Here is a 23,735-nt window from a genome sequence, read left to right as displayed (position 1 = left end):
GCAGGTTCGCGCAAGCGCGCAACCTATTCGGACCCGTTAGAATACCACAACTCCGGCGATAATGCAAGGGAACGCCGGAAGATTTGCAAAAACTGCCGAGGTTTTTGCCTACCGCGGCACGCCGGGTTGCCGCCTGGGACACCCTGATCGTGGGATGTTCTGGGTCGGTAAGGTGCCCCCTCGCCGAAGAGAGGCTCGGCCCCCCTCAGGCCGAGCCCCCTCTTTGAAGGCATGGTCGGACGCTGCGCCCGCGGCTACGGCTGGCGACGCCTTCGACCCAGCAGCAGGAGACTCGCGGGCAGGAGGCACGCGATCGAGGCCGGCGTGGGAATGATGGTGAACCCAACGCCGTCCACATAGTGGCCTGCGAATTCATTGCCCGTGACGTCGTTGTAGACGTTCTCGGAGGCGCAGACGCGAATCGCGATGAAGTCCGTTGCCTGAGGCAGGTTCCACTGCAGGGCGATCTGCTCCCACGTCTCAATGTGGCTGTCGGAGTCAAGGGTGAGCATGGCTGAGCCAAGCTCGCCATGGCCCCACTGCGCGGGGAACGAGCCGACCTCGCCGGCGTATGCGTACACGCCCAGCGCGAACATCGTGTCAACGGGCGTCTCGGTGGGCGGGCCCACGCGATTGAACCAGGCGCCTGCATCGGCGATCGCTCCGCCGGATCGGATCAGCGGGATGAACGACGACACGTCGAGCACCTGCCAGAGTTCCGAGCCGGTTGCCGGCGAAGAGCCGTGCTCTGTCGTGTGATCGAAGCGCAGCATGCACAGGCCTTCGAACGGATTGATGTCGTTCTCCCCATGGAGGATGTTGGTCATGTCTCCGCGCCAATAGCCGTAGTCCGTCGGCAGCGGTCCTGTGGTGGAGATCATGTTCTCGAAGCCGGCGTTGGTCATCACGTCGGCGCGAGTCGCGCCGAACATGCTGCAGGCGACGACGGCGGCGCCTGCAAGGAGCAACTTGCATCTCGTGTCGTTCATCTTACTTCCTCCAACTGAAATCGTCGCGATGGGCTCGTCGATTCCGCGATGCGGCGCAGCCTCTCATCGCCTGATTAAGAATACAGCCAACTTCGAGACTCGCGCATGCTTCGTGATGGTTTCTCGCCATTCCGGGAACGCCGCCCCGAGGCCGAAACACTAAGCACTTCACCCTGTGCGCGGCGGGAGTTTCGCGTCAAATAGAGCCCCTGCGAGAGCGTCAATAGCAACGCCGCGCCCTGTTCGACTTCACCGCGAGCGATGCGGCGGAGTTTATGGCCGGCATGCCGCCACGAGGCGTTCGAAGAGGCCCAGACCGAGGGCGGCGTCGATGGTGCGCTCGGGGTGCCATTGCACGCCAACGCGAAATGGGCAAGCGGGATCGACGAGTGCTTCGATCACGCCGTCGTTCGAGACCGCAGCCACTTCGAGCCGGCCTGGGTCGGATACCGCCTGGCGGTGATGACTCTGCACGTCGCCCGTGCCGATGGCGCCGCTGATGGCGTGCAGCTTCTGCCCCCAGTGCTGTTCGTGCGTGGGCAGCGTCTCAGGCAGGCGCTGGTGCAGATCGCCGCCCGCGACCAGGGCCATCAGTTGCATGCCCAGACACACGCCCAGCGCCGGCCGCTCGCGTGGCAGCCTCTCGAGCAGCGCCACCTCGAACGCCTGGCGCTCTGGATGCAGCGGCGTGGCGAGCGGGTGCGTGGCGCGGCCGAAGTGCTCCATGCGCGGATCGTCGCCGCCCGAGAAGACAAAGCCGGCACACAGCGCGAGGTACTCGTCGAGGCGCTCGACCTGGTGGGGGAGCACGATCGGCGTGCCCCCTGCCTGAGCGATCATGTGCGAATAGGCGCGCGCGGATTTGTAGCAGCGATCATCCGCGTCCGCCGTGATGCCGATGACGGGTCTTGCCATGGGCGTTCAGTGAATGAACCGCATCGCGCCGAAATTGGGCACGAAGCGAATCGCGCCTTCGCGCACGCCTTCGGGCGACGGGAAGTAGACGAAGAACGCTTTGCCGAGCAGCAGTTCGCGATTGACCACGCCCGGCGCATCGTCGATCTCCTGTGCGATCCACGGAGCGGGATCGCCCCACAGTCGGCCGTCGAGGCTGGCCGGGCTGTTGTCGCCGCAGCAGAAATACTGATCGTCATCCAGCAGCAGCAGCGTCGTCGGATGCGTGGCCAGGGCCGGCGCGGGGTTGCCCTGACCGCGGGCAGAGGGCCGGTAGTAGAGATCTCGATCCAGTTCGACCCGGTGCAGCGTGACGGGCGAGTTGGCGAAGCGCCACTCCAGCCGCAGCGGCCTGGGCTGGTGCTCGGCGGACACGTACTGGTTTTCGCTGCCGTCCTGCGCCGCCTGTGCGCCTGACAGGCCGGTGGCAAACAGCAGGCGCTCCGACGGATGCCAGTCATACGTGGCGTGGGCGATGCGCTGCCCGTCGATCCAGAGCCACAGGGCCTGATCGACGTGCCAGAACTCCACGCTGGTCGCCCGGCCGGCGGGCGCGAATCCGTCGATCGGTTCGTCGGCGAGCACCGTCCACTGCGAGGCGCCACCCTGCGGCCGCATGCGCAACTGCGCCTTCGTCGGCGTCAGCGCCGCTTCAAACTCATGTCCGCGACATTCGAGGTGGATGGTCGATTCCAGCCCATCGGAGTCGGGCGCGATCATCGCAGCCAGGCGGATATCCGAGACATTGAGCGGCAACTGACTCTCGCGTTCGTCCTCGACCGGCTCGTTGTACGCGACGCGGTCGGTGACGGCCCGGTTCAGAGCGAACGCGAGAGGCGCGGGCGACGGTGAATCGGCCCGATACGAGCGCCGGTTTGCCACGTCCCAGCCCTCGCCGGACCAGGGCGGCGTCCAGCCGCCGCGCAGACGATCGGCCTCGATGGGGATGAACCCGCTGTGGTACACCGGCTGCCAGACGTGGCGCTGTACGTGCTCGGGCTTGCGGCGCACCGCGAACCACTCGGATGCCCGCGCCCCGTCTTCTCGCATCAGATCGTGCAGGAACTCGGCGGCCTGCTCGCGAGTTGCGTCGGCGGCGAGCCCGGCGCTGCGCAGCTTCTCGATTGCGTCGGTCACGGAGAACACGTCGCCGTCGGCGAGCCAGATCGCCTCGCTGGGCAGACCGACGAGCCGCTTGATGTAGTTTTCTGTTGGATCCGTCGGGTTCTTGAAGACCACGACGTCGAATCGCGTCGGATCGAAGAAGGAATAGAGATACTTGAGCACGAGGATGCGGTCGCCCATGCGCGTGCGGCGATTGGAGATCACGATCTCATCGGCCCGGTTGCTCATGAGCATCGGGTCGGAAAGCACGTACGGCGATTGGCCGCCGAGAACTGGTCCTGCCTGGCCGCGGCCCGCTCTTCCATCATTGTCGCTCGGCCCGACGGTGTAGTTGTACCCGCTGTCGGGCGCGCGGACGGCGGCGTGGGCGCCCAGCAGCGTTGGCGCCATGGACCCGGTCGGAATCACGAACGCCTCTACGACGAAGCCGCGAAACGTGAACGCGAGGATGAACGCGATGAGCAGCGACTGGAGCGTGTCGATGACCGACAGGTCCTCGCGGTCGTGCTCTCCCACCGCTTTGGCGGTGTCGTCAGTGTGGGCCACGCCTGTTCTCCGGTCGTTGCGAAGCGGATCCTACCATGGTCGGCACGAATGATATCGACCGGTGGGGCTCGAGGTGGCGTCTTTTGATCGGAGAGGTGGACGATGAGCCAGGACTTCGAATATGGCGTGCCCGGAAGCGATGGCGAGCGGGCGGCGCTGGGCGAGATTCTGCGACAAACCTTCAACTTCCTGCGCGAGCGCGTGCCGCAGTTCTTTGAAGTGTCAGGCCACGAGAATCTGCGCGTACTGCGGCACGGCGGCTCGGTGGTCGGCGGGCTGGTCATCGTTCATATGGGGCAGTATTTCGGCGGCCGGTCGGTGAAGATGGCCGGGATCGCCGCCGTGGGAATCGACCCGCACATGCGCGGCCAAGGCGCCGCCAGCGCGCTGATGGGCGCGGCGGTGCGCGAGATGCACGGCATGGGATACCCCATCACCTCGCTCTACCCCGCCACTCAGCCGCTCTACCAGCGCGCCGGATACGAGCAGGCGGGCACGTTCTACCGCTGCATCCTGCCCACTGCCGCCATCGACGCGCGCCATCGCGATCTGCACCTGCGGGAGATCGCGCCGGCGGACCTGGCCGATGTCGAGCAGTGCTATGAGCAGCGGGCGCGGCATGTAAACGGGCACCTCGATCGCGGCCCCTACGTCTGGACCCGGGCCCGCCATCACCGCAATGAGCCGGCGCGCGGCTTTCTCGTCGAAGGCGACCACGGTGTCGAGGGATACGTCTATTACGCGCACCAGGACTCGCCGACGCGGTCGTACAACCTCTACTGCACTGATCTCGTTGCGATCACCCAGACGGCTGCGCTGCGCCTGCTGCGCTTCTTTGCCGACCATCGCTCGATGGTCGGCGACGTCATCTGGCACGGCCATCCCGGCGACGCGCTGCACCAGAACCTGCGCGAGCAGCACATCCGCGACGAAGTGAAAGACCAGTGGATGCTCCGACTGCTCGACGTCGGCAAAGCGCTCGAAGCGCGCGGCTATGAGCCGGGCGTAAGTGCTGAGATTCACCTCGACGTACACGACGACGCCGTGCTGCCCGAGATCAACCACGGCCGCTGGCTGCTTCGCGTCGAAGGCGGCAGGGCGACGGTACAGCGCGAGGCAGGTCGCGGCGACGTGCGCGTCAGCGTCCGCGGCCTGGCGTCGCTCTATTCAGGACTGCTCACGCCCTGGCAGGCAAGAGCGGCGGGGCGGCTGGAGGGCAGCGATGAAGCGATCGCGCCTCTGAGCGCGATCTTCGGCGGCGGCTCGCCGTGGCTCGCCGATCACTTCTGATTCGCGCCGGCTGCCGCCGGCCTGAGCGACAGAGGCGAGGTGTCGTAGAAGACGACGCTGCACGACATCGTGCGCCGGCCGGTCTTGCCGTAGCCTCCGGTTGCCCACACGGCCAGCGTGCCGCCGCGGGGCGAGAACGCCACGTGAGGCTCTTCATCGCCTGGCGACCCCCCCAGCGTGGCGAGGATTCTGCCCGCGGCCGCATCGATGAGTGCGAAAGAGCCGGTGGTGAGGTATGCCGGCGAACCGCCTGAACCGAGACCCATCCGCTCGTCCGACTGGCGCGGCGTCGTGGCGGTCGTCCATCCATCCAACGCCGTATCGGCCGCTCTCGGCAGATCCACCGGCGGGTGGGGCATGGGTGGCACCTGCCCCTGGCCGGGCGACCACACACCGGCAATCACGAGGGTTCCCTCCGCTGACCAGGTCGATCGAGCGAGGCCCCTGTAGAGCGCGATCACGTGCTCGGAGCCGCCGGCGAGGCAGCACTCGCTGGAGACGGCGCCGCGCAGCGGCGCCAGCGACTTGCCATCACTCAGATCGAACAGTTCCAGCGACGGCAGATTCGGCTCACCCGAGGTGCCGCGCACCGACACGATTGTCCCCGGCTCGCGCACCGCAGCGACGGGCACGTTGGGCCAGCCCGGCACGCGGTCGAGCGGCACGAGCGCGCGACGCCTGCCGCTGGGCAGATCGATGGTCGCCGACTGCCGGTCCGAGCGGATGGCGCAGACGAAGCGCTCCTGCGGATCCAGCGCCAGCCCTCGAAGCACCACCGCCGGCTCGGAAGCATCGAAGGCCGCGATGCGACGCCGCAGCGAGCCGTTCTGCAGGTCGAATTCCAACAGTTCGCGCTGGCCCATCAGCAGGATCGAGCGGGTCTTTGTGAGAATGACGAAGTACGGCTCTTCAATTTCCGGTCCGGTCCGCGTGAACATGGGCCGGCTGACGATGCGGTGCCGCACGGCGCCGGTGCGGGCGTCGATCTCATCCAGCCGGACCATCGCAATCCGGTGCCGGTCGATGAAGCCCGAGTCACCTGCGGCGACGGCCCAGTTCATGCTGCGCGCCGAAGGCCAGCGGATCAGCCGCGACAGCCAGCCGTGGCGCGGCAGCGCGTCGCTGAATCCAAAGTAGAGACCGCCAAGCATGGCCAGCAAAACCAGGACGGCGAGCAGGGCCCGGTACGGCGCGCGATGCCCCCGGACGATCCGTGACTCGCCAAGTTCAGCGCCGCATTCGGGGCACCGGATTGGCTCGGTCAGGCCCGTGAGTTGGTAGTAGCAATCGCGGCAGTGGGGCTGGCCGGGCGCGAGTCGCCATTGGCCCCACGAGCGCCGCAGCAGGCGCAGCAGCATCCAGAGCAGCGCGACGCCCACAAGGCCGAAGGCCGGTTCGACCCAGTTCTCGACGGCGACGGACCAGAGGTTGATCGCGTCAACGCGCGATGAGACGAGCAGCGTGTCGTCGTCGAGCCAATGGGCGTCGCTGAGCCAGCGCGATTCGGGGAAGTAGGCCGTGGCCGACGGGGCGATTTCGCCTGCATCGCTCTGCGCCAGCGCTGTTGCCGGGCGGCCGATGGCGGCCACGAGCGTCAGACCGACCGAAGCTGCATGAAGCAGCCCGCGACGCAGCCGACCTGTCCGCCGCGCGTTCATGTCCGAGCATAATGCTGCAGCGCGCCCGCATCCAGTTGCCCCGAAGCGGGCGGCGGTAGAATGCCTCGAATCGTGATCTCAGATTCTGTTGCAAGGTAGTGAACCGTGAAGCCCACAATCCTGATGTTTGCCCAGGCCGAAGGCCAGAACGCAGACGCCCAGGCGGTTGAGGAAACGTCCAAACAACTGCCTGAGTGGATCATGCAGGCCCAGGTGCTCATTCGCGAATACGCCCTGCCGGTGCTCGGCGCGATCGTCGTACTCATCGCCGCGCTGGTGATCTCGGCGTGGGCGCGGCGGGCGACGGAGGCGGCGCTCGTTCGTGCGCGGCTGGAAGTGACGCTCGCCCGCTTCTTCGGGACGATGGTGCGCTGGGCGATCATGATCCTGGGCATCGTGACCTGCCTGACGCTCTTTGGCTTCGACATGACCAGCGTCGCCGCCGTGCTCGGCGCCGCGGGCATCGCCATCGGCCTGGCGATGCAGGGGAGCCTGTCCAACCTCGCCAGCGGCGTGATGCTGCTCGTCTTCCGCCTGTTCCGCGTCGGCGACGTTGTGAAGATCGGCGGCGAGACCGGAATCGTGTTCGCCATCGATCTCTTCGTCACCACCATCGACACGTTCGACAACCGGCGTATCTTCATTCCCAACGGCCAGGTGTTCGGCAACACGATTGAGAACATCACTTACCACCCCATCCGGCGCGTCGACGTGTCGGTGGGTGTCTCGTACGAGGCGGACCAGGACGCCACGCGGGCCGCGCTCATGGAAGCGGCCACGAGCGTCAGCATCCGCTCCCTGGAGAAGGAGCCGACGGTCGTGGTGATGGACTACGGCGATTCTTCGGTCAACTGGCAGGTCCGCATCTGGGCCGAGCGGACGAATTTCCTGGACGTGCGGCAGGCCACGATCCGGGCGATTCGCAAATCACTGGATGCGGCCGGCATCGAAATCCCATTCCCGCAGATGGATGTTCACCTGGACCGTGGCGCTGCGTGAGCAGGCGGTCGAAACGCGTGGTTGCCGGCACGGAAGGGGCCGGAGATCGGGTAGGATGTGGGGCGGCCTGCCGCAGGTCGCCCGGGCGGCCAAGAGCGGGCATAACCGACCGCTCCGGGGAGTTGTTAAAAGAGGTCGATCATGGGGGCAGAAAACCACCTACAGGAGGAGTCGAACATGTACAGGAGAAGTCGTCACATCGCGGCTGCAGTACTGGCGCTGGGTGCGCTGGGACTGAGCGGCGCGGGCACCGCGTGGGCTCAGGACATCGGTTCGGCGAAGTTGCGCGACAACCTCGCCGAGGTGCTCCGCCAGGCCCAGCCGGATGCCATCGTCCCGGTCGCGATCATCATGCGCGACCAGGCCTCGCGCCAGGAGGTCGATCGCATCGCCCACCTGGGAGACAAAGACTTCCAGCGGCAGGCCATGCGCGACCTGCTCAAGCCGCTCGCCGAGGCGTCGCAGGCCGACCTGCTGGCCGACCTCAATCGCGCCCAGGCGACCGGCGCCGTCGAGCGGATCCGCCCGCTGTGGATTCACAACGTCATCGGCGTGCGCGCCACGCCGGAAGTGATCGCGCAGATCGCGCAGCGGCCCGACGTGGCTTACGTCCATTACGATCGGCCAATGGGCGTGGAAGTGCTGCCCTTTGAGCCGGGCTCAGGCAACACGATCAGCGAAATCGAATGCGGCGTCGACCTCATGGGCGCGCCGCTCGTCTGGAACGAACTCGGCTTCACCGGCCGCGGCGTCGTCGTCGGCGTCATCGACACCGGCGCCTGCCTCACGCATCCCGATCTGCGAAACCAGGTCTGGACCAATCCCGGCGAAGTGGCCAACAACGGCATCGATGACGACGGCAACGGGTTCATCGACGACATCAACGGCTGGAACTTCGAGAGCAACAACAACAACGTCGGCGACACCTTCGGTCACGGCACCCATGTGACCGGAACGGTGTGCGGCGACGGCGCGAACGGCACGCAGACGGGCATGGCTCCCGACGCCTCGTTCATGACGCTCAAGTTCTGGAACTCCTTCTCCGGCGAGCAGTCGGTGTGGGACAGCATCCAGTACGGCGTGGACAACGGCGCGCATGTGCTCACCGCCAGCCTCGGCTGGCCGCATTCAACACTGCCTGATCGCCCGACGTGGCGCACGGTGTGCGAGAACGCCATGGCGGCCGGCGTGGCGGTGGTGTTCGCCGCGGGCAATGAAGGCAATTGCTGCCCGCCGGTTGACTCGGTGCGCACGCCCGGCGACGTGCCGGACATGATCACCATCGGCGCGACGGACTGCAACGACAGCCTCGCGAGTTTTTCGAGCCAGGGTCCGGTCTCCTGGACCGGCATCCAGCCCTGGAATGACTGGCCATATCCTCCCGGAAAAATCAAGCCGACCGTCTCGGCGCCGGGCGTGAATACGAAGTCCACCTCGTCAAACTGCTCGGGCTACGAGATCTACAGCGGAACCTCCATGGCCACGCCGCACGTGGCGGGCACGATTGCGCTGATGCTGGAAGCCAACCCCAGCCTCGATCACTTCGCCATCAAGGACCTGCTCGAAGCCACGGCGCTGGACCTGGGCGATCCGGGCAAGGACAACCGATTCGGCTCGGGCCGCGTCAATGCCTATGAAGCCGTGATCGCGGCGATGACCGGAGATCCGCCGATGCGTCTGGTCACCTCGCGCTTCGTCGCGGGCGTGAATGCCGACGCCGAAGTCTTCCGCGCCACGCCGGGCGCGACGGTCGCGTTCATCTACAGCATCCAGGGCGTCGGCAGCACCTACGTGCCGCAACTGGATGTGACGATCGACCTCGCCTCGCCGGCTCTTGCGGGCGTCCGCACGGCCGACCAGGATGGTTACGCACTGCTCCGCAAGCGCGTGCCGCCCAACACGCAGGGCGTGCACGTCTGGATGCAGGCCGCCGAGTTCCAGCGCAAGAGCAACGTGGTCGATCTCTTCATCGAGTAGTCCGGCGCTTCATGCTCCAACGAAAAGCCCCCGCCGAACCGGTTCGGCGGGGGCTTTGTTTCGCGCAGGCGAGGTTAGGCGTAACTCGCCATCGCGTCGAGCAGTTTCGCGTGGTCGGGAAACTCGCCCGTCTCGTGCTTGCTGTAGATGAGTTTGCCGTTCACGGTCACGTCAAAGACGCCGCCTGAACCCTCGATCAACTCGGCCTTGGCGCCGAATCGATTTTTGATCTCGTCCGCCAGACCGGCGGCTCGCGGGCGGTAGTTTCACATGCCGCAGTACTTGATGGAAACCTTCACGTGCTTCTCCTCTTGCAGTTTTCAGTGAGCGCGTCGAAATTCGCCCGCGCGCGCCACACGCGCAGGCCCTGAGAAGCAATGATATCGGCGCGTCCCGGCCGCCGGCCTCAGCCGACGATCATCGGCAGTTCTTCGAGACCAGCCGTGAGCACGCGCGGCCCCTGCTCGGTAATCAGCACGTCGTGCTCGTAGTGCACGCTCAGCGAGCCGTCGGCGGTGCGGATGGGCCACTGCCGCGGCTTTTGCTCCATCCGGCTGGTGCCCACGGCGATGATCGGCTCGACGGCGAGCAGAAGCGGGGGCGTGATGCGGTACTGCGCATCGGGCCAGTCGCCCGGATAGGCGGGTATCGCGTTGGCCACGTGCGGCTCGGTGTGCAGGCTGCGGCCGTAGCCGTGACCGCCCAGGCCGGTGACGCAGTGGAAGCCGTATTCACTCTCGACGCACTGCTGCACCGTGCGGGCCCAGCGGGTGAGGGGGTAGCCCGGCTGCAGTTGCTCGACGCCGCGCCGCAGGGCCTCGATGCCGCACTCGCACAGGCGGATCGCTTCATCGCTGCCCTGTTCGATGATGTAGGTCCAGGCGGCGTCGCCGATCCAGCCGTGGTAGACCACGCCGATGTCGATGGAAATCACGTCGCCGCGCTTGAGCGGCTCGAGCGTCATGCCCGCGGTGCCGTGGACGACGACGTCGTTGACGCTCAGGCAGGCGTGCGACGGAAACGCGGGGTACCTGCCGGTGCGATAGCCGAGAAAGGCGCTGCGCGACCCGAGCCGCCCCAGCGTCTCGCCGACGAGCCGGTCGATCTCCCCCAGCGTCATCCCCGCGCGGAGCCGCGGCGCGAGGAACTGGTGCGTTTCGACGACGAGTTGCGCCGCTCGCGTGGCTGTCGCAATGTCCTGCTCGCGCAGCATCGTGTGCGATGGTAGCGACCGCCGGGCGCCAGGCGCACGTTCACGGCCGCGCGCGGCGGACGAGATCGCGCGCGTACGGCTCTTTCGCCTCCGCTTCGAACTCATCGAGCATGGCGTTGATCTGGTCGCGCTGGCCCAGCGCTTCCATCACCGGCGCGAGGCGCGCCGCATCGACGTAGCCCTTGGGCGTGCGGATGTGCCGGCGCAGCAGCATCAGGTCAGCCCCTTGATCAATCGATGTCAGCGAGGGAATCCACTTGAGCCAGAGCAGGTCCTGCTGTTCGGGCATGACCTGCGAAAGGGGAATCTGCTCGAAGGCGTGCAGCAGGGTCGGCGCATCGCCCTTGCGGAACACGACGCCCAGAGCCAGCGCGATCGTGTCGGCCGAAGCGGCGTCCTTGAGGCGCTGCTCGTAGAGGCTCATCGCCACCTCGTCGAGGCCGAGCAGATTGAGCGTGCGCAGCACCGGCGTCCAGTCGCCCCCGGCCGTGGCGGCGTCCGTCGCTTCCCGCAGCACGTCGCGCAGATTCGCGCCTTCGATCGGCCGCGCGTCGGGCGCGAGGCGGGGAAGATCGGGCAGCAGGATCATGAGCGGATCGCCGATGGTCGTCACGCGCCAGGGCGCCTGCTCCCATACCCGCGCGGCAACGAGGAACGGAACTGCTGAGCGCAACCGATCGACGAGCAGTTCAGGCGGCACGAAGGCGCTGAGCGTCGGCTCCTCCACGCTGCCGACGTATGCGTAGGCGCCGCGCTCGAGCCAGCGGCCGGCGAGCGTATTGCGGTTCTCGGGCGCCAGCGCCGACCATGAATGCACAAAGTGAACCGCCGCAGGTGTGTTAAGAATCGGCATGTCGTGCATGAACACGCGCGTCTCGTCGGCGGTGTTGAACCAGTTCTGGTTGCCGCTCGTGTTGACAAGAATGAGATCGGCACTGAGCCCGCTGGGCGCCAGCCGCTCCCACGCCGCGGCGGTGCTTGCCGGGCTGGAAATCTCGCGCACGTCCAGTCCGGCCTCGCGCAGGCGCGCGGCGGGTTGGTCCATGGCGTAGCGCGACCACGGCGAGCCTCCGCCGTACGTGTCAAAGAGCAGCGCCGCGTCGTGCTCGAGGAAGATCGAAGACATGGCCATGTACGTGGTCCGAGCCGTCGGGCCGAAGATCCAGCCCGCGACCGCCCAACGCTTCAAACCCGTGCGAGCCAGACCGTCGGTGACTGCAATGTGCGACCGCCCCGACGCGTCGCTCGCATCGGCGTAGCGATTGCCCAGTTGGCGCGCCAGCGTGATCGTGTCGATCGCATCGCCCAGGGCGTCATATGGATAGCCCGCCGAAGCCACGCAGGACTCGACCGCGGCGCTGAGCCGGGGCCAGTCGTCGGCTGAGACCACCTGATTGGCTCGACCGAATCGCTCATCGAGAAATGCGATCGGCTGGCCGCGATCGGCCGCGAGCGCCAGCGCCGCCGGCCACGCATCGTCCTTGACGGACGTGATGACCACGCCCGGCGGCGTCCACTGCACGGCCGCAAAGCGATCCTTCATGTTCTCAGCCGTCGGCTCATCCGCCTCCGACCCCGTGCTCCAGGCTCGCGAGACGATGACGCGCATCTGCTCCTGCAGCGCTGCGGGCTGGGGCAGCGGGTGACGCGTAGGCGCCTTGCGGACCACCTCGGCTGGCTTGAAGCGTCGGATAAACATCGGCGCGTACTGGTCATCTTCAAAGAGCACGGGCCAGCGACCGAGCAGGCTCCACTCCGAAATCGCTTCCACGTAGGTCGCCTCATCGGGTACGAGCACCACGCGGTCGATCGTCGGCACCTTCGAGCGCACCATGGCGACGCGCAAGCCCGGCCGCACCGGCCACGGGTAGTCTTCGATCGATCGCTTGGCCTCCTGCGTCTGCCCGCCCTGCGGTGGCGGCGCTTCGGCCGGCGACTCCGCTTCGACCGGCTTCTCGGGCGGCTGGGGCTGCTCCAGAGTCGATTCCTCGCTTGGGGCGTCCGGCCGCGGCGCCGGCTCCTCGCGCCCGCACGCGCTGCACAGCGAGGCCAGGGTCAGCACAACGATCGGCGCGAAATGACGAATGGGAAATGCCATTGAACGATAATAAGGACCGCGCAGTGCCCGGCGGGCAAAAAGTCAATCGAGCCACTGCCGCAGCGCCGTTTCGGCGATCTGCGCGAGGTACTGTGCGCCGTTTCGCATGGATTCGTCGCGATCATGGCCCAGATCACTAATGGCGTGAATTGCTTGCAGCCGTAGCGGCGCATCGGGTCGCGTCCATGCCCGGGCCTCGGCAGAAGCGTCGCCGACGAGCGCGATCACCGGCACGCCGCGCGCGGCCGCCGCCGCCGCCACGCCGCTGACCGCCTTTCCCCCGATCGACTGCTCGTCGAGCCGGCCCTCGCCCGTCAGCACCAGGTCGGCCTGTCGGAGGCGCTGGTCGAAGCCGACGGTGTCGAGCACGAGTTCGATGCCGCGCCGCAGCGAGCCGCCAAGCAGCGCGGTGATGCCAAACGTGCACCCGCCCGCGGCGCCCATGCCCGGCGCACCCGCGTCGGCATGGGGCAGCAGCGAGGCGAAGTGGCGCAGACCGCGATCGAGCCGCTGCACATCCGCCGCCGAGGCGCCCTTCTGCGGCGCAAAAATGAACGCGGATCCGCGCGGTCCATAGAGCGGGTTCGTCACGTCATTGGCGGCGATGAAGCGCACGCCGCGCTGCCCCAGCGCTGCCGCCGCCGATCGGTCGATCATGCGCAGCGCTTCGAGATGCGCGCCCGTCATGCTCTCGTCACTCGACTCGTCGAGCGTGCGACCGTCGTCGAGCATGAACCGCACTCCGAGCGCTTGAGCCAGACCGCAGCCGCCGTCGCACGTCGATGAGCCGCCCAGGCCGATGATAATCGTCGTGCAGCCGGCCTCGATCGCGGCACGAGCCAGCTCGCCCACGCCGAACGTCGTTGTGTGCAGCGGGTTTCGGCTCTGCCTGGGCACGAGTGCGAGCCCGGCTGCGCTGGGAAGTTCGATGATGGCAGTTTCATCATCCGGCAGCACACCCCATTGGGCGTCGATGCGCATTCCCGGCAGCGGGCCGCGCACGGCGGTGGTGCGCATCGCGCCTCCCGTGGCGTTCACGATCGCTTCGACGGTGCCCTCGCCGCCGTCGGCGATCGGACACAGATCGAGTTCGGCTTCGGGCGACGCCGCCGCGGCGCCCCTGGCGATCGCCGCGGCCGCCTCAGCCGGCGACATCGATTCCTTGAACCCATCAGGCGCGATGAGAAATCGCATGGCGGATCATCCGCTGCCGGAGCGTCGATTTCCTGCGACTACCAGCCCTGCCCGACGTGAAGGGTGCGCGTGCGGCGCTGACCGTCGCTGCCCAGGTAGACCATGTCAACCGCTTCGCCCCGGCTGAGCGGATCCAGGCCCTTGACGAGATCGGCGACCGAGGCAACAGGTTTGCCGCCCACTTCGAGCACGATCATCGAAGTCGTCAGACCCAGCCGCTCGGCAATCAGGCCCGGCTCGACGCGCTCGAGGCGCACGCCGGTGACGGCCGGCAGGCCGGCGGCGCGGGCCTGTTCGGCGGTGAGCGCGCTGGCGGCCAGGCCGAGATCCTCGAGCCGGTTGCGCAAGTCGATAAGCGACCAGTCTCCCAGCACGACGTCGATGGGGACGAGTTGCTTGTCGCGCCAGACCTGCAGCCGCACCACCGAACCGGGCCGCAGGTTGTGGATCATGGTGCGCAAGGTGTCCATGCGTATCGCGGATTGGCCGAAGGCTTGGAGAATCACGTCGCCGGGCTGCAATCCTGCGGCTTCGGCGGGAGAACCCTGCGACACGGATTCAATGAGCACGCCCGATTCAGGCAGGCCAAGTTCGGCGATCAGTGCCTCGTCGCTCGGCAGGTCGCGCAGTTCGACGCCCAGCCCGCCGCGCTGAATGGGCACGCCGGCGATGATCTGCTCGACGGCAAACTCGATGATGTCCAGCGGAATGGCCAGACCCACGCCCGTAAAGCGGCCGCTGCGGATCGGGTCCTTGGGATCGACCGCGATGGCCATGTTCATGCCGACCAGTTCGCCGTAGATGTTGGTCAGCGGCCCGCCCGAGTTGCCGGGGTTGATGGCGGCGTCGGTCTGGATGTAGTTCTCGTACCCGCCCCCGCTGTTGAGGTGCGCCTGGCGCCCCTGCCCCGAGACGATGCCGAACGACATCGACCCCTCAAAACCGAACGGCGAGCCGAACGCGAAGACGAGATCGCCCTGCCGCACGCTCGTGTCGGTGGCGCGGAGGATGGGGACCACGCGCCGGCCGTCGATGCGGAGTACGGCGATGTCGGTGCTCTCATCGCCGCCGACGACCTTGGCCGTGTGCGGCAGGCCATCCACAAATCGCACTTCGATGCGCGATGCGTCGGCGATGACGTGGTAGTTGGTGACGATGTGGCCCTGGTCGTCATAGACCCAGCCGCTGCCCTGCGAAGGAAGCGAGGAGAGCATGCCGCGGCTGCTGCGCTGCACGGTAATGTGCACGACGCTGGGCTCCACCGCCCGGGCGATGCTCTCGAAGGTGTTGTTCATCTGCGCCAGGAGTGACGAGGATCGCAGTTCCTGCCGGGCCACGCGCGTGGTCAGCGCTTCTTCGGAGTACTGCAGGCGATCGACGAGCATCGGGCCCGCCAGCAGCACCACCGCGGCGGCGATCATCACCACCACGCTCGGTGCGTATCGATGCAGTCCCCGCGTATTCAACGACAAACTCCTGCGCGGCGTCCTATCGCGCCGCGGGCGTGGGCGGGCGGCGCGGCGCCGCATCGTGCCCCTCGGGCTTTACCATCTGGTAGGGATGTTCTCCCAGATCGTTGCGATCGACCTTATCCATCCAGGTCTTGACGGCCTTGACGAGTTCGTGGCCGAAGTCAGCCACCGGCGGGGCGAACTTGGGCTGCCAGTCCGTCAGACCCAGCAGGTCGTGCAGCACGATCACCTGTCCGTGACACGACGGCCCGGCCCCGCAGCCGATGACCGGTATCGTCGAACCCTGCACGATCTCGTGCGCCACTTCCGCGGGCGTGGCTTCGATGAGCAGCATCACCGCTCCGGCCGCCTCGAGCGCGCGGGCGTCGGCGATGAGGCGCATCGCCTCCTCGGGCGTGCGGCCGACCGAGCGGTAGCCGCCCGAGAGTTTGGTCTGCTGGGGCCGTGAACCGATGTGCGCAACCACGGGGATGCCCGCGCGGGCCATCTTCTCGACCAGCGGAGCAAACGAGCGATCCACCTCGATCTTCACGAGATCCGCTCCGGCCTGCGTCATGAAGCGGGCCGCGTTGCGCATCGCCTCGGCGTCGTCGGCCTGGTAACTCATGAAAGGCATGTCGGCCATGAGCATGACGTTGGGCGCGCCGCGACGCACGGCCGCCGTGAGCGCGACCATGATGTCCATCCCGGCGTAGTAGGTCTGATCGTGGCCGAGCACCATCTCCGCCAGCGTGTCACCCACGAGCAGCATGGGCAGGCCCGCTCGCTCCATCCATCGGGCGGTGGTCGCGTCATAGCAGGTCAGGCACGCAAAGCGGCGTCCCTCGACCATCATCTTCCGGATGGTTCGCAGGCTGATCCGCTCGTTCGAAGCATTGTCAGTCGCAGCCATATCGTTGATGATTCTAGTCTTCCGCTCGTTGGCGCGGCTAACGTGGCGGCAAGCGTGGACCCATCGCATCGCCATGGAAATGTCGTCAGTGGAGCACCTCTCGATGAATCTCAACGAATCCGCCGGCTTGAAGAGCCTTCTGTGCAGCCTGCTGATCCTGCTCAACGTCGCCTGCGCCCAGCGCGGGCGGGCCGGTGTGCAGGACGCCGCGGCGACGACGGCGCAGGTGACTTCGGCGCCGCAGCGCGTCGAGCAGGCGCCCGTGGGCTACTACCAATACCCGGCGGTGCGGGGTGATTTGCTCGTCTTCTGTGCGGAGGGTGATCTGTGGTCCGTGCCGCTGGCGGGCGGGCGGGCCGGGCGACTGACGACCCATCACGGTGACGAGACCAACCCCGCCATCTCCTTCGACGGACAGTGGATCGCCTTTACCGCGCAATACGAAGGGCCCACCGAGGTCTACGTCATGCCCGCGACCGGCGGCCTGCCCACGCGGCTGACCTTTGACGGCATGCGCGATTACGTCGTGGGCTGGACGCGCGATGGCAAGGTGATGTACCGCACGTCGGCTTATTCCACACTGCCCGGCCACCAGTTGGCGACGGTCGATCCGGAGTCGCTCGAAGTGACGCTCCTGCCCCTGGCCCAGGCTTCGCAGGGCGTCTTCGACGAGGCCGGCCGGACGCTCTTCTTCACGCGCTTTGCCTTCCAGGGCAGCCACACCAAGCGCTACGCGGGCGGCACCGCCCAGGACCTGTGGCGCTACAACCTCGGCGATGAGGAGGCGGCGCCGCTCACGGCCGACTACGACGGCACGAGCCGCGACGCGATGTGGGCCCGTGGCCGCGTGTACTTCGCGAGCGATCGCGATGGCACGATGAACATCTGGTCCATGAAGCCCGATGGCGGCGACATGCAACAGCACACGCGCCACGTCGGCTGGGATGTGAAAGAACCCTCGTGCGACGGCACGCACATCGTCTATCAACTCGGCGCCGACATTCGCGCGCTTGATCTCGCTAACGGCGCCGACGCGCTCATCGCGATCGGTCTGACTTCGGACTTCGATCAGCAGCGCGAGCGCTGGGTCACTTCGCCGATGGACTACCTGACGGCGGCGCACATTTCGCCCGACGGCGATCGCGTCGCGCTGACGGCGCGCGGCGAGGTGTTCGTCGCGCCCGTCGGTCCCGGCCGGCTCATGACGATCACCCGCGACAAGAGCGCCCGGCACCGCGACGCCCGCTTCCTGCCCGATGGCGATCGCGTGCTCACGCTCAGCGATGAATCCGGAGAAGTCGAGTTCTGGACGTATCCCGCCAACGGCCTCGGCGAAAGCAAGCAGCTCACCAGCGGCGCTGAGATTCTTCGCTGGGAGGGCGTGCCCTCGCCGGATGGCAAATACCTTGCGCACCACGACAAAAAGCAGCGTCTGTGGCTCTACGAGTTCGAGACAGGGCAGGACAAGGTCATCGATGAAATCACCGACAGCTTCTGGGATGCGTTCACGGGTCTGACCTGGTCGGCCGACAGCCGCTATCTCGCCTACTCCGCGCTGGCGCCCAACACGTTTCAGCAGGTGAAGATCTACGACGTGACAGGCGCCGCCGTGCATGATGTGACGAGCGATCGATACGACAGTTACAGCCCGGCGTGGAGCAAAGATGGCAAGTGCCTCTATTTCCTCTCGGATCGCACGTTCCGCTCGTGGACCGGCTCGCCCTGGGGTCCTCGCTCGCCGCAGCCGTACTTTCCCGAGACGACGAAGATCTACTACCTCGCGCTGGGGCTCGATCAGCGCTCACCCTTCGCGCCCGACAACGAACTGATCAAGGAAGAGAAGAAGCAGGAGGAGGCGGAGAAGAAGCAGAAGAAACAGCAGGAGAAGGAGCAGAAAAAGGAAGAGCAGGAGCAGCCGGCGCCCACTGAGCAGCCCGATGAAGTCGTCGATCCTCCGGCCCGGCAGGACGAAACGGCCGAGCCGCCTGCCGAGAGTCCGCAGGAGCCAGCCGAAGAGGACAATGCCGACGAGAAGGAAGAGGAAGAGCCGTTCACCATCGTCTGGGACGGCCTGGCCGAGCGGCTGTACGAAGCGCCGGTGGCCGCCGCGAACATGTCCGGACTGTTCATCGCCGGTGAGCGGCTCTACTGGTTCGAGCGCCCGCCCGGGCCGGACCAGCAACCCGAGATGAAGACGATGAGCATCACCAACAAGAGCCCCAAGCCTGAGACATTCGCCAGCGGCGTGTCGATGGGCGAACTCTCCAAAGATGGCAAGAAGATCCTGCTGCGCAAAGGTTCGACGCTTTACGTCGTCGATGCCGGCGCCAGCGCCGCGCTCAAGAGCGAGAACGAAGTCAATCTCAGCGGCTGGGCGCTCAACTTCGACCCGCGCATCGAGTGGCGGCAGATGTTCACCGAAGCCTGGCGCCTCGAGCGCGACTACTTCTACGACCCGGGCATGCATGGCGTGGACTGGCAGGCCATGCGCGAGAAATACCTGCCGCTGGTCGATCGCGTCACCACGCGCGCCGAGCTGAGCGACCTGCTGGCGCAGATGGTCGGCGAGGTCTCGGCTCTGCACATCTTCGTCTACGGCGGCGATCTGCGCCGCGGCGAAGAGAGCATCGGCATCGCCACACTCGGCGCGCGCCTCGTGCGCGACGCGCAAGCCGGCGGCTGGCGAGTCGAGCACATCTACGAGACCGATCCCGATGAACCGTCGTCGCGCAGCCCGCTCGACGAGCCGGGTGTTGACGTAGTCGAGGGCGATCTCATCACCATGGTCAACGGCGTGTCGCTGGCCGACCCTGGGGCCAATCTTGCCTCGCTGCTGCGCTACAAGGCCGGCCAGCAGGTGCGCCTCCGCGTCGTGCACCAGGATGGCGACGCCACGACCGAGCGCGATGTGATAGTCCAGCCGATCCCTTCGCAGGCCGAACGCAACCTGCGCTACGACGAGTGGGAGTACACCCGCCGCCAGCGGGTGCAGGAACAAGGCGATGGCGAAATCGGCTACGTGCACCTGCGCTCGATGGGCGGCGGCGACATCGGCCAGTGGACGCGCGACTTTTTCCCCGTCTTCGATCGCAAGGGCCTGATCATCGACGTGCGCCACAACACCGGCGGCAACATCGACTCGTGGATCCTCGGTCAGTTGATGCGCCGCGCGTGGATGTACTGGTCCGGTCGCCACGGTGAGACGGCGTGGAACATGCAGTACGCCTTCCACGGGCATATGGTCGTGCTGTGCGATGAATCGACCGCATCCGACGGCGAGGCGTTCGCCGAGGGCTTCAGGCGGCTCGGGCTGGGCAAGGTCATCGGCACCCGCACCTGGGGCGGCGAGATCTGGCTGAGCAGCAGCAACGCGCTCGTCGATACCGGCATCGCCACCGCGGCGGAGTTCGGGGTGTACGGCCCCGAGGGCGAGTGGCTCATCGAGGGTCGCGGCGTGGAGCCGGACATCATCGTGGACAACCCGCCGCACGAGACGTTCAACGGCGCCGACGCCCAGCTCGACGTGGCGATCGAGCATCTGCTGCAACGCATCGCCGAAGAGCCCGTCGAGGTTCCGCCCCAGCCGCGCAAGCCGGTGAAGGCGAGCCCGGACAATCGGAGGAAGTAGGGCTGCGAAGTAAGCGAGAAACTGATGACAGCAGTCCGAGCGTACATTCGCGAGTTGCAGCGAACCTTCGGGCGTACGCCCTCAACTTTCACCTGTGCGGTGCTGTTTGTCCTTGGAATGGTCGCGACAGTGCTGGTCAGTTGGATGTGCGCCTGGTGGGTGGATCCACTTGGCTCGGATCAGTACGAAGTTACGGGAGTCACCGGATCGCCTACCCCAGTCAGCATCGTCCTGCGCGAGTACGGCTTCGGCAGCGTGGCGTACACTGAGATCGACTTGATGGGGCCTCGCGACATCCTTGCCGAGGATGTTGATTATCAGGTTGATCGACTGCACGATCTTCCGGCATGGAGTCGATTCCGGCAGGATCGAGTCGCGGCAACGAGTGGGGCGCTGCAGATTCGCACCGATATGGCGCGCGGCTGGCCGTTCCTCGCGCTCATGAACACGATCGACGCACCGTGGGAGGGCGATCTCTCGGTCGATCCGATTACCGTGGGATACGGCATCGACATTGGTTGGTTCCCTCGCGGCACTCATCTCAGTCGTCGCATCCTCGGGTACAAGCCAGTCCTTCCCGGGTTCTTCGCCGACTCAATCCTCTTCGGCCTGCTCGCGGGAGTATTGCTGTGGCTCGCGTGGCCGATACGCGGAGTCTGGCGCGCATTCCGAGGTCGTTGTTCCGCCTGCGGCTACGACTTGCGTTCAACATCCGATCGCTGCCCCGAGTGCGGTATGGAATGCAGACGTGTGTCGTCGGTATGAATCTGATCCCGACAGGCTCGGCGAAAGTTGTCTTACGTGGAGTGACGCGCGCCTGGGCGCCGATTTGTCGCCGATGTCCCACGCCGTGCCACAGCATCGGGACGCGCCCCGATCCCTTCGCTACCGTCATACATGACTTCGCCACTCACTGCGGACATCACCTGGCTCAACGCGCGGCTTGACGAGGTGGAGGCGGGATCACGCGATCGGCGCATCAGCCACATTCGCGCGGCGGCCGCCCGCATGATCGAAACAGGCGCGGTGGATCCATCGCTGGCCGATCTGAGCGAGAGCGAAATCCACTTCGCCCTCAAGCAGCTTACCATCCGCTTTCATCTGCGCAACAAGGCTGAGCAGGTGCAGATCGCGCGCATCAACCGCCGGCGTGAGCAGAAGGCGACGCCTGAGCAGCCCCGCGCTGAGTCGCTGGATGAATCAATCTCTACCCTGGCGCGGCGCGAGGTGACGCTCGATCAGCTCCTGGCAACGCTGCGCGGCCTGGACATTCAGCCGACTCTCACGGCCCACCCCACCGAGTCGCGTCGGCGCAGCATCATGAACAAGCAGGCGCGCATCGCCGATCTGCTCGCGATCAGAAGTGCGCCCGACAGCACACCTGTCGAGCAGCAGCGGGCCCGCAGCGCCATCCGCCAGACGCTGTCGCTGCTGCTGGCGACGGATGAAGTGCGTTCGCGCCGGCTTGATGTGATCGATGAAGTGCGCAACGGCATCCACTACCTCGCCGGGACGATCTGGGAGGCCGTGCCCGTGCTCTATCGTGATCTGGCCGACGCGATTGATGAGTACTTCGGCCAATCGCCCGAGCTGCCCGTCCTGCTGCGCTATCGCACGTGGATCGGCGGAGATCGCGACGGCAATCCGAACGTTACCGCTGAGTTGACGCGCCGGGCGCTGGAGGAGATGCGCCGCGCCGCAGCCGATCGCCATGCGCAGGCGCTTGAGCAATTGCGCCAGGACCTGAGCGTCTCGGACCATCGCGTGCCGATCGCGCCTGAATTGCTCGAGTCGATCGCGCGTGATGAACGGGAAGCGCCGCTGGAGCCCAGCCTCGTGCGCCACATCGAGCACGAGCCGCTGCGCGTCAAGATCCGCCATATGCTGATGCGCCTGAGCCAGCCGCACTACACGGCGGCGGCGCTGGTTGAAGATCTTCTTCTGCTGCAGCGGTCGCTCCGCCACGCGGGTCTTCACGAAGTGGCGGCGCGCGGCCCGCTGACCGATGCGATCATCCGTGCCAGGACTTTCGGCCTGCACCTGGCCGCGCTTGACATCCGCCAGCACAGCCGCGTGCACGAAGCAGTCGTGGCCGAGATGTTCCGCACCGCCGGTGTAGAAGACGACTACGCCTCGCTCGACGAGCCGGCGCGCCTGGCGCTGCTCCGCCGCGAGCTGCAGACGGCCCGTCCGCTGCTGGCGCCAGGCAGCGCCCTGTCGCCTCCGGCGCGCGAACTGCTGGATACGCTGCAGGTCATGGCCGAAGCGGCGGCCCGCGAGCCTGAATCGATTGGCTCGTACATCATCAGCATGACGCATGATGTGAGCGATGTACTCGAAGTGCTCGTTCTGCTGCGCGAGGTTGGGCTATGGACCATCCTCGAGCGAGGCGTGGAGTGCCCCATCGACGTCGCGCCGCTGTTTGAGACCGTCGATGACCTTGGCCGGGCGGCTGATCTGATGCGAGCACTCTTCGCTGAGCCTGCCTATGCGAGGCATTTATTAGCGCGTGGCGGGTTCCAGGAAATCATGCTCGGCTACTCCGACAGCAACAAAGACGGTGGCTACTGGGTCGCCAACTGGCGCCTCCACGTCGCACAGGATGAACTGGCCCGCGCCTGCCGCGCCGCCGGCGTGTCTTTCCGCTTCTTTCACGGCCGGGGCGGCACGGTGGCGCGCGGCGGCGGACGCGCCCACCGAGCCATCCTCGCCAGCCCTGCCGCCAGCCGCAATGGCCGCATCCGGTTTACGGAGCAGGGCGAGGTGATTTCATTCCGCTACGCCATGCCGGCTATCGCGCACCGGCACCTCGAGCAGATTACTAATGCGATGATCCTCGCCGCGGCGCCCGGGGGCGCGGGCGACGCCCGCGACGGCGTCGAACCTCTCATGGAGCAACTTGCGGCGACGTCGCGCGAGGCCTACCGGCAATTGATCGATGATTCCAACTTCTGGCCGTGGTTCGTCGAGCACTCGCCCGTGCTCCACATCGGCGAACTGCCCATCGCTTCGCGCCCGGTCTCGCGCAGCGGCGGCGACGTGCAATTCGACAACCTCCGCGCCATCCCGTGGGTGTTCGCCTGGACGCAGATGCGCTACAACGCGCCCGGCTGGTTCGGCATCGGCAGCGCGTTCGAGAAGTGGGTGCTGCACGACGCGTCGAACCTGGAGCAGTGCCGCGCCGCATATGCAGCTGGCGGCCTCTTCCGCGCATTGATCGACAACGCGCAGCAGGAAATGGCCCGGGCCCGCCTGCCCGTGGCCCGCTGGTATGCGGGAGCGGACGGCGAGCGCTTCCATCAGCGCCTTGCCGAGGAGTTTGGACTGGCCCGTCGCGCCATTCTTGCGATCACCGGGCAGGCGGCGCTGCTCGACAACAACCCCGTTATTCAACAATCCATAGCCCAGCGCAACGGCGACACGGATGCGATCAACGCGCTTCAGGTCGAATTGCTGCGCCGCTGGCGCGAGGCTGGCGACGAGGATCGCCCGAGCCTGCGAAGCGTTATCCTCCTCAGCGTCAACGCGCTGGCCGCGGCGATGCAAAGTACGGGGTGAGTGATCGATTGGATAAGAGGGTGCCGTGGTCTAAGCGAGGCTCTGGGAGCGCAGGCCACGCGAGCGCGCGATAGTCATTCAAACTAGCTCTGATCGGAAAACGCGCGACCGCGTGGTCATCCGGTCGCAAAGCCTCCCTCCT

Annotated in this window: 16 protein-coding genes; 6 read left to right on the top strand and 10 right to left on the bottom strand. The window is 66.6% G+C overall.

Annotated features, from left to right (window positions below; all coding sequences use genetic code 11):
• Nucleotides 1-254 precede the first annotated feature (254 nt).
• From IT430_10930 to lepB, 3 genes are all read right to left on the bottom strand, one after another.
• A complete protein-coding gene (locus IT430_10930) occupies nt 255-989 on the bottom strand; it encodes a hypothetical protein (GenBank protein MCC6908446.1) in 735 nt (244 codons plus the stop codon).
• 273 nt (nt 990-1,262) lie between these two features.
• Entirely contained in the window at nt 1,263-1,904 is a 642-nt protein-coding gene (locus tag IT430_10925; GenBank protein ID MCC6908445.1) for a gamma-glutamyl-gamma-aminobutyrate hydrolase family protein, read from the bottom strand.
• Between the two features lie 6 nt (nt 1,905-1,910).
• On the bottom strand, nt 1,911-3,614 hold the full coding sequence (gene lepB, locus IT430_10920; GenBank protein MCC6908444.1) for a signal peptidase I: 1,704 nt from the start codon (nt 3,612-3,614) through the stop codon (nt 1,911-1,913).
• Between the two features lie 102 nt (nt 3,615-3,716).
• Here lepB and IT430_10915 point away from each other — a divergent pair, with 102 nt between their 5' ends.
• Nucleotides 3,717-4,904, top strand: a complete 1,188-nt coding sequence (locus tag IT430_10915) for a GNAT family N-acetyltransferase (GenBank protein MCC6908443.1) — start codon at nt 3,717-3,719, stop codon at nt 4,902-4,904.
• Here the strand turns inward: IT430_10915 and IT430_10910 are convergent.
• Nucleotides 4,895-6,562, bottom strand: a complete 1,668-nt coding sequence (locus tag IT430_10910; protein MCC6908442.1) for a hypothetical protein — start codon at nt 6,560-6,562, stop codon at nt 4,895-4,897. The genes IT430_10915 and IT430_10910 overlap by 10 nt on opposite strands.
• Nucleotides 6,563-6,667: 105 nt before the next feature.
• On the opposite strand from IT430_10910, the gene IT430_10905 reads away from it, so the two are divergent.
• Both IT430_10905 and IT430_10900 read left to right on the top strand, forming a co-directional pair.
• Complete coding sequence (locus IT430_10905) at nt 6,668-7,561, top strand: mechanosensitive ion channel (protein ID MCC6908441.1); 894 nt, start codon at nt 6,668-6,670, stop codon at nt 7,559-7,561.
• 177 nt (nt 7,562-7,738) lie between these two features.
• Nucleotides 7,739-9,538 (top strand): S8 family serine peptidase, encoded by a 1,800-nt coding sequence (locus IT430_10900; protein MCC6908440.1) that lies wholly within the window; start codon nt 7,739-7,741, stop codon nt 9,536-9,538.
• A 74-nt stretch (nt 9,539-9,612) separates the two neighbouring features.
• Here IT430_10900 and IT430_10895 read toward each other — a convergent pair whose 3' ends face one another.
• The 6 genes from IT430_10895 to panB all read right to left on the bottom strand — a co-directional run bounded on the left by IT430_10895 (nt 9,613) and on the right by panB (nt 16,407).
• Complete coding sequence (locus IT430_10895) at nt 9,613-9,780, bottom strand: Rdx family protein (protein MCC6908439.1); 168 nt, start codon at nt 9,778-9,780, stop codon at nt 9,613-9,615.
• 164 nt (nt 9,781-9,944) lie between these two features.
• On the bottom strand, nt 9,945-10,751 hold the full coding sequence (gene map / locus IT430_10890) for a type I methionyl aminopeptidase (protein ID MCC6908438.1): 807 nt from the start codon (nt 10,749-10,751) through the stop codon (nt 9,945-9,947).
• A 40-nt stretch (nt 10,752-10,791) separates the two neighbouring features.
• Nucleotides 10,792-12,849: a hypothetical protein gene (locus IT430_10885; protein ID MCC6908437.1), complete on the bottom strand. Its 2,058-nt coding sequence runs from the start codon at nt 12,847-12,849 to the stop codon at nt 10,792-10,794.
• A gap of 42 nt (nt 12,850-12,891) precedes the next feature.
• Nucleotides 12,892-14,043 carry a glycerate kinase gene (locus IT430_10880; protein MCC6908436.1) on the bottom strand — a complete coding sequence of 384 codons (1,152 nt, stop codon included), beginning with the start codon at nt 14,041-14,043 and terminating at the stop codon, nt 12,892-12,894.
• Between the two features lie 38 nt (nt 14,044-14,081).
• Nucleotides 14,082-15,509: a trypsin-like peptidase domain-containing protein gene (locus tag IT430_10875; GenBank protein MCC6908435.1), complete on the bottom strand. Its 1,428-nt coding sequence runs from the start codon at nt 15,507-15,509 to the stop codon at nt 14,082-14,084.
• A gap of 22 nt (nt 15,510-15,531) precedes the next feature.
• A complete protein-coding gene (panB, locus tag IT430_10870) occupies nt 15,532-16,407 on the bottom strand; it encodes a 3-methyl-2-oxobutanoate hydroxymethyltransferase (GenBank protein MCC6908434.1) in 876 nt (291 codons plus the stop codon).
• Nucleotides 16,408-16,510: 103 nt separating this feature from the next.
• Here panB and IT430_10865 point away from each other — a divergent pair, with 103 nt between their 5' ends.
• The 3 genes from IT430_10865 to IT430_10855 all read left to right on the top strand — a co-directional run bounded on the left by IT430_10865 (nt 16,511) and on the right by IT430_10855 (nt 23,593).
• Nucleotides 16,511-20,035, top strand: a complete 3,525-nt coding sequence (locus tag IT430_10865; protein MCC6908433.1) for a PDZ domain-containing protein — start codon at nt 16,511-16,513, stop codon at nt 20,033-20,035.
• Nucleotides 20,036-20,059: 24 nt separating this feature from the next.
• Nucleotides 20,060-20,800 (top strand): zinc ribbon domain-containing protein, encoded by a 741-nt coding sequence (locus tag IT430_10860; protein MCC6908432.1) that lies wholly within the window; start codon nt 20,060-20,062, stop codon nt 20,798-20,800.
• 132 nt (nt 20,801-20,932) lie between these two features.
• Nucleotides 20,933-23,593 (top strand): phosphoenolpyruvate carboxylase, encoded by a 2,661-nt coding sequence (locus IT430_10855; GenBank protein ID MCC6908431.1) that lies wholly within the window; start codon nt 20,933-20,935, stop codon nt 23,591-23,593.
• The last annotated feature ends 142 nt before the right edge of the window (nt 23,594-23,735 follow it).

This window comes from Phycisphaerales bacterium (assembly GCA_020852515.1).
GTDB lineage: Bacteria > Planctomycetota > Phycisphaerae > Phycisphaerales > UBA5793 > UBA5793.
This window is presented reverse-complemented; position numbering and strand designations above follow the sequence as displayed.

Bases quoted from the DNA above. Each gene is read 5' to 3' on its own strand.
- IT430_10930 (MCC6908446.1), bottom strand. From the start codon at position 989: ATGAACGACACGAGATGCAAGTTGCTCCTTGCAGGCGCCGCCGTCGTC.
- IT430_10925 (MCC6908445.1), bottom strand. From the start codon at position 1,904: ATGGCAAGACCCGTCATCGGCATCACGGCGGACGCGGATGATCGCTGC.
- IT430_10915 (MCC6908443.1), top strand. From the start codon at position 3,717: ATGAGCCAGGACTTCGAATATGGCGTGCCCGGAAGCGATGGCGAGCGG.
- IT430_10910 (MCC6908442.1), bottom strand. From the start codon at position 6,562: ATGAACGCGCGGCGGACAGGTCGGCTGCGTCGCGGGCTGCTTCATGCA.
- IT430_10900 (MCC6908440.1), top strand. From the start codon at position 7,739: ATGTACAGGAGAAGTCGTCACATCGCGGCTGCAGTACTGGCGCTGGGT.
- map (MCC6908438.1), bottom strand. From the start codon at position 10,751: ATGCTGCGCGAGCAGGACATTGCGACAGCCACGCGAGCGGCGCAACTC.
- IT430_10885 (MCC6908437.1), bottom strand. From the start codon at position 12,849: ATGGCATTTCCCATTCGTCATTTCGCGCCGATCGTTGTGCTGACCCTG.
- IT430_10880 (MCC6908436.1), bottom strand. From the start codon at position 14,043: ATGCGATTTCTCATCGCGCCTGATGGGTTCAAGGAATCGATGTCGCCG.
- panB (MCC6908434.1), bottom strand. From the start codon at position 16,407: ATGGCTGCGACTGACAATGCTTCGAACGAGCGGATCAGCCTGCGAACC.
- IT430_10865 (MCC6908433.1), top strand. From the start codon at position 16,511: ATGAATCTCAACGAATCCGCCGGCTTGAAGAGCCTTCTGTGCAGCCTG.
- IT430_10860 (MCC6908432.1), top strand. From the start codon at position 20,060: ATGACAGCAGTCCGAGCGTACATTCGCGAGTTGCAGCGAACCTTCGGG.
- IT430_10855 (MCC6908431.1), top strand. From the start codon at position 20,933: ATGACTTCGCCACTCACTGCGGACATCACCTGGCTCAACGCGCGGCTT.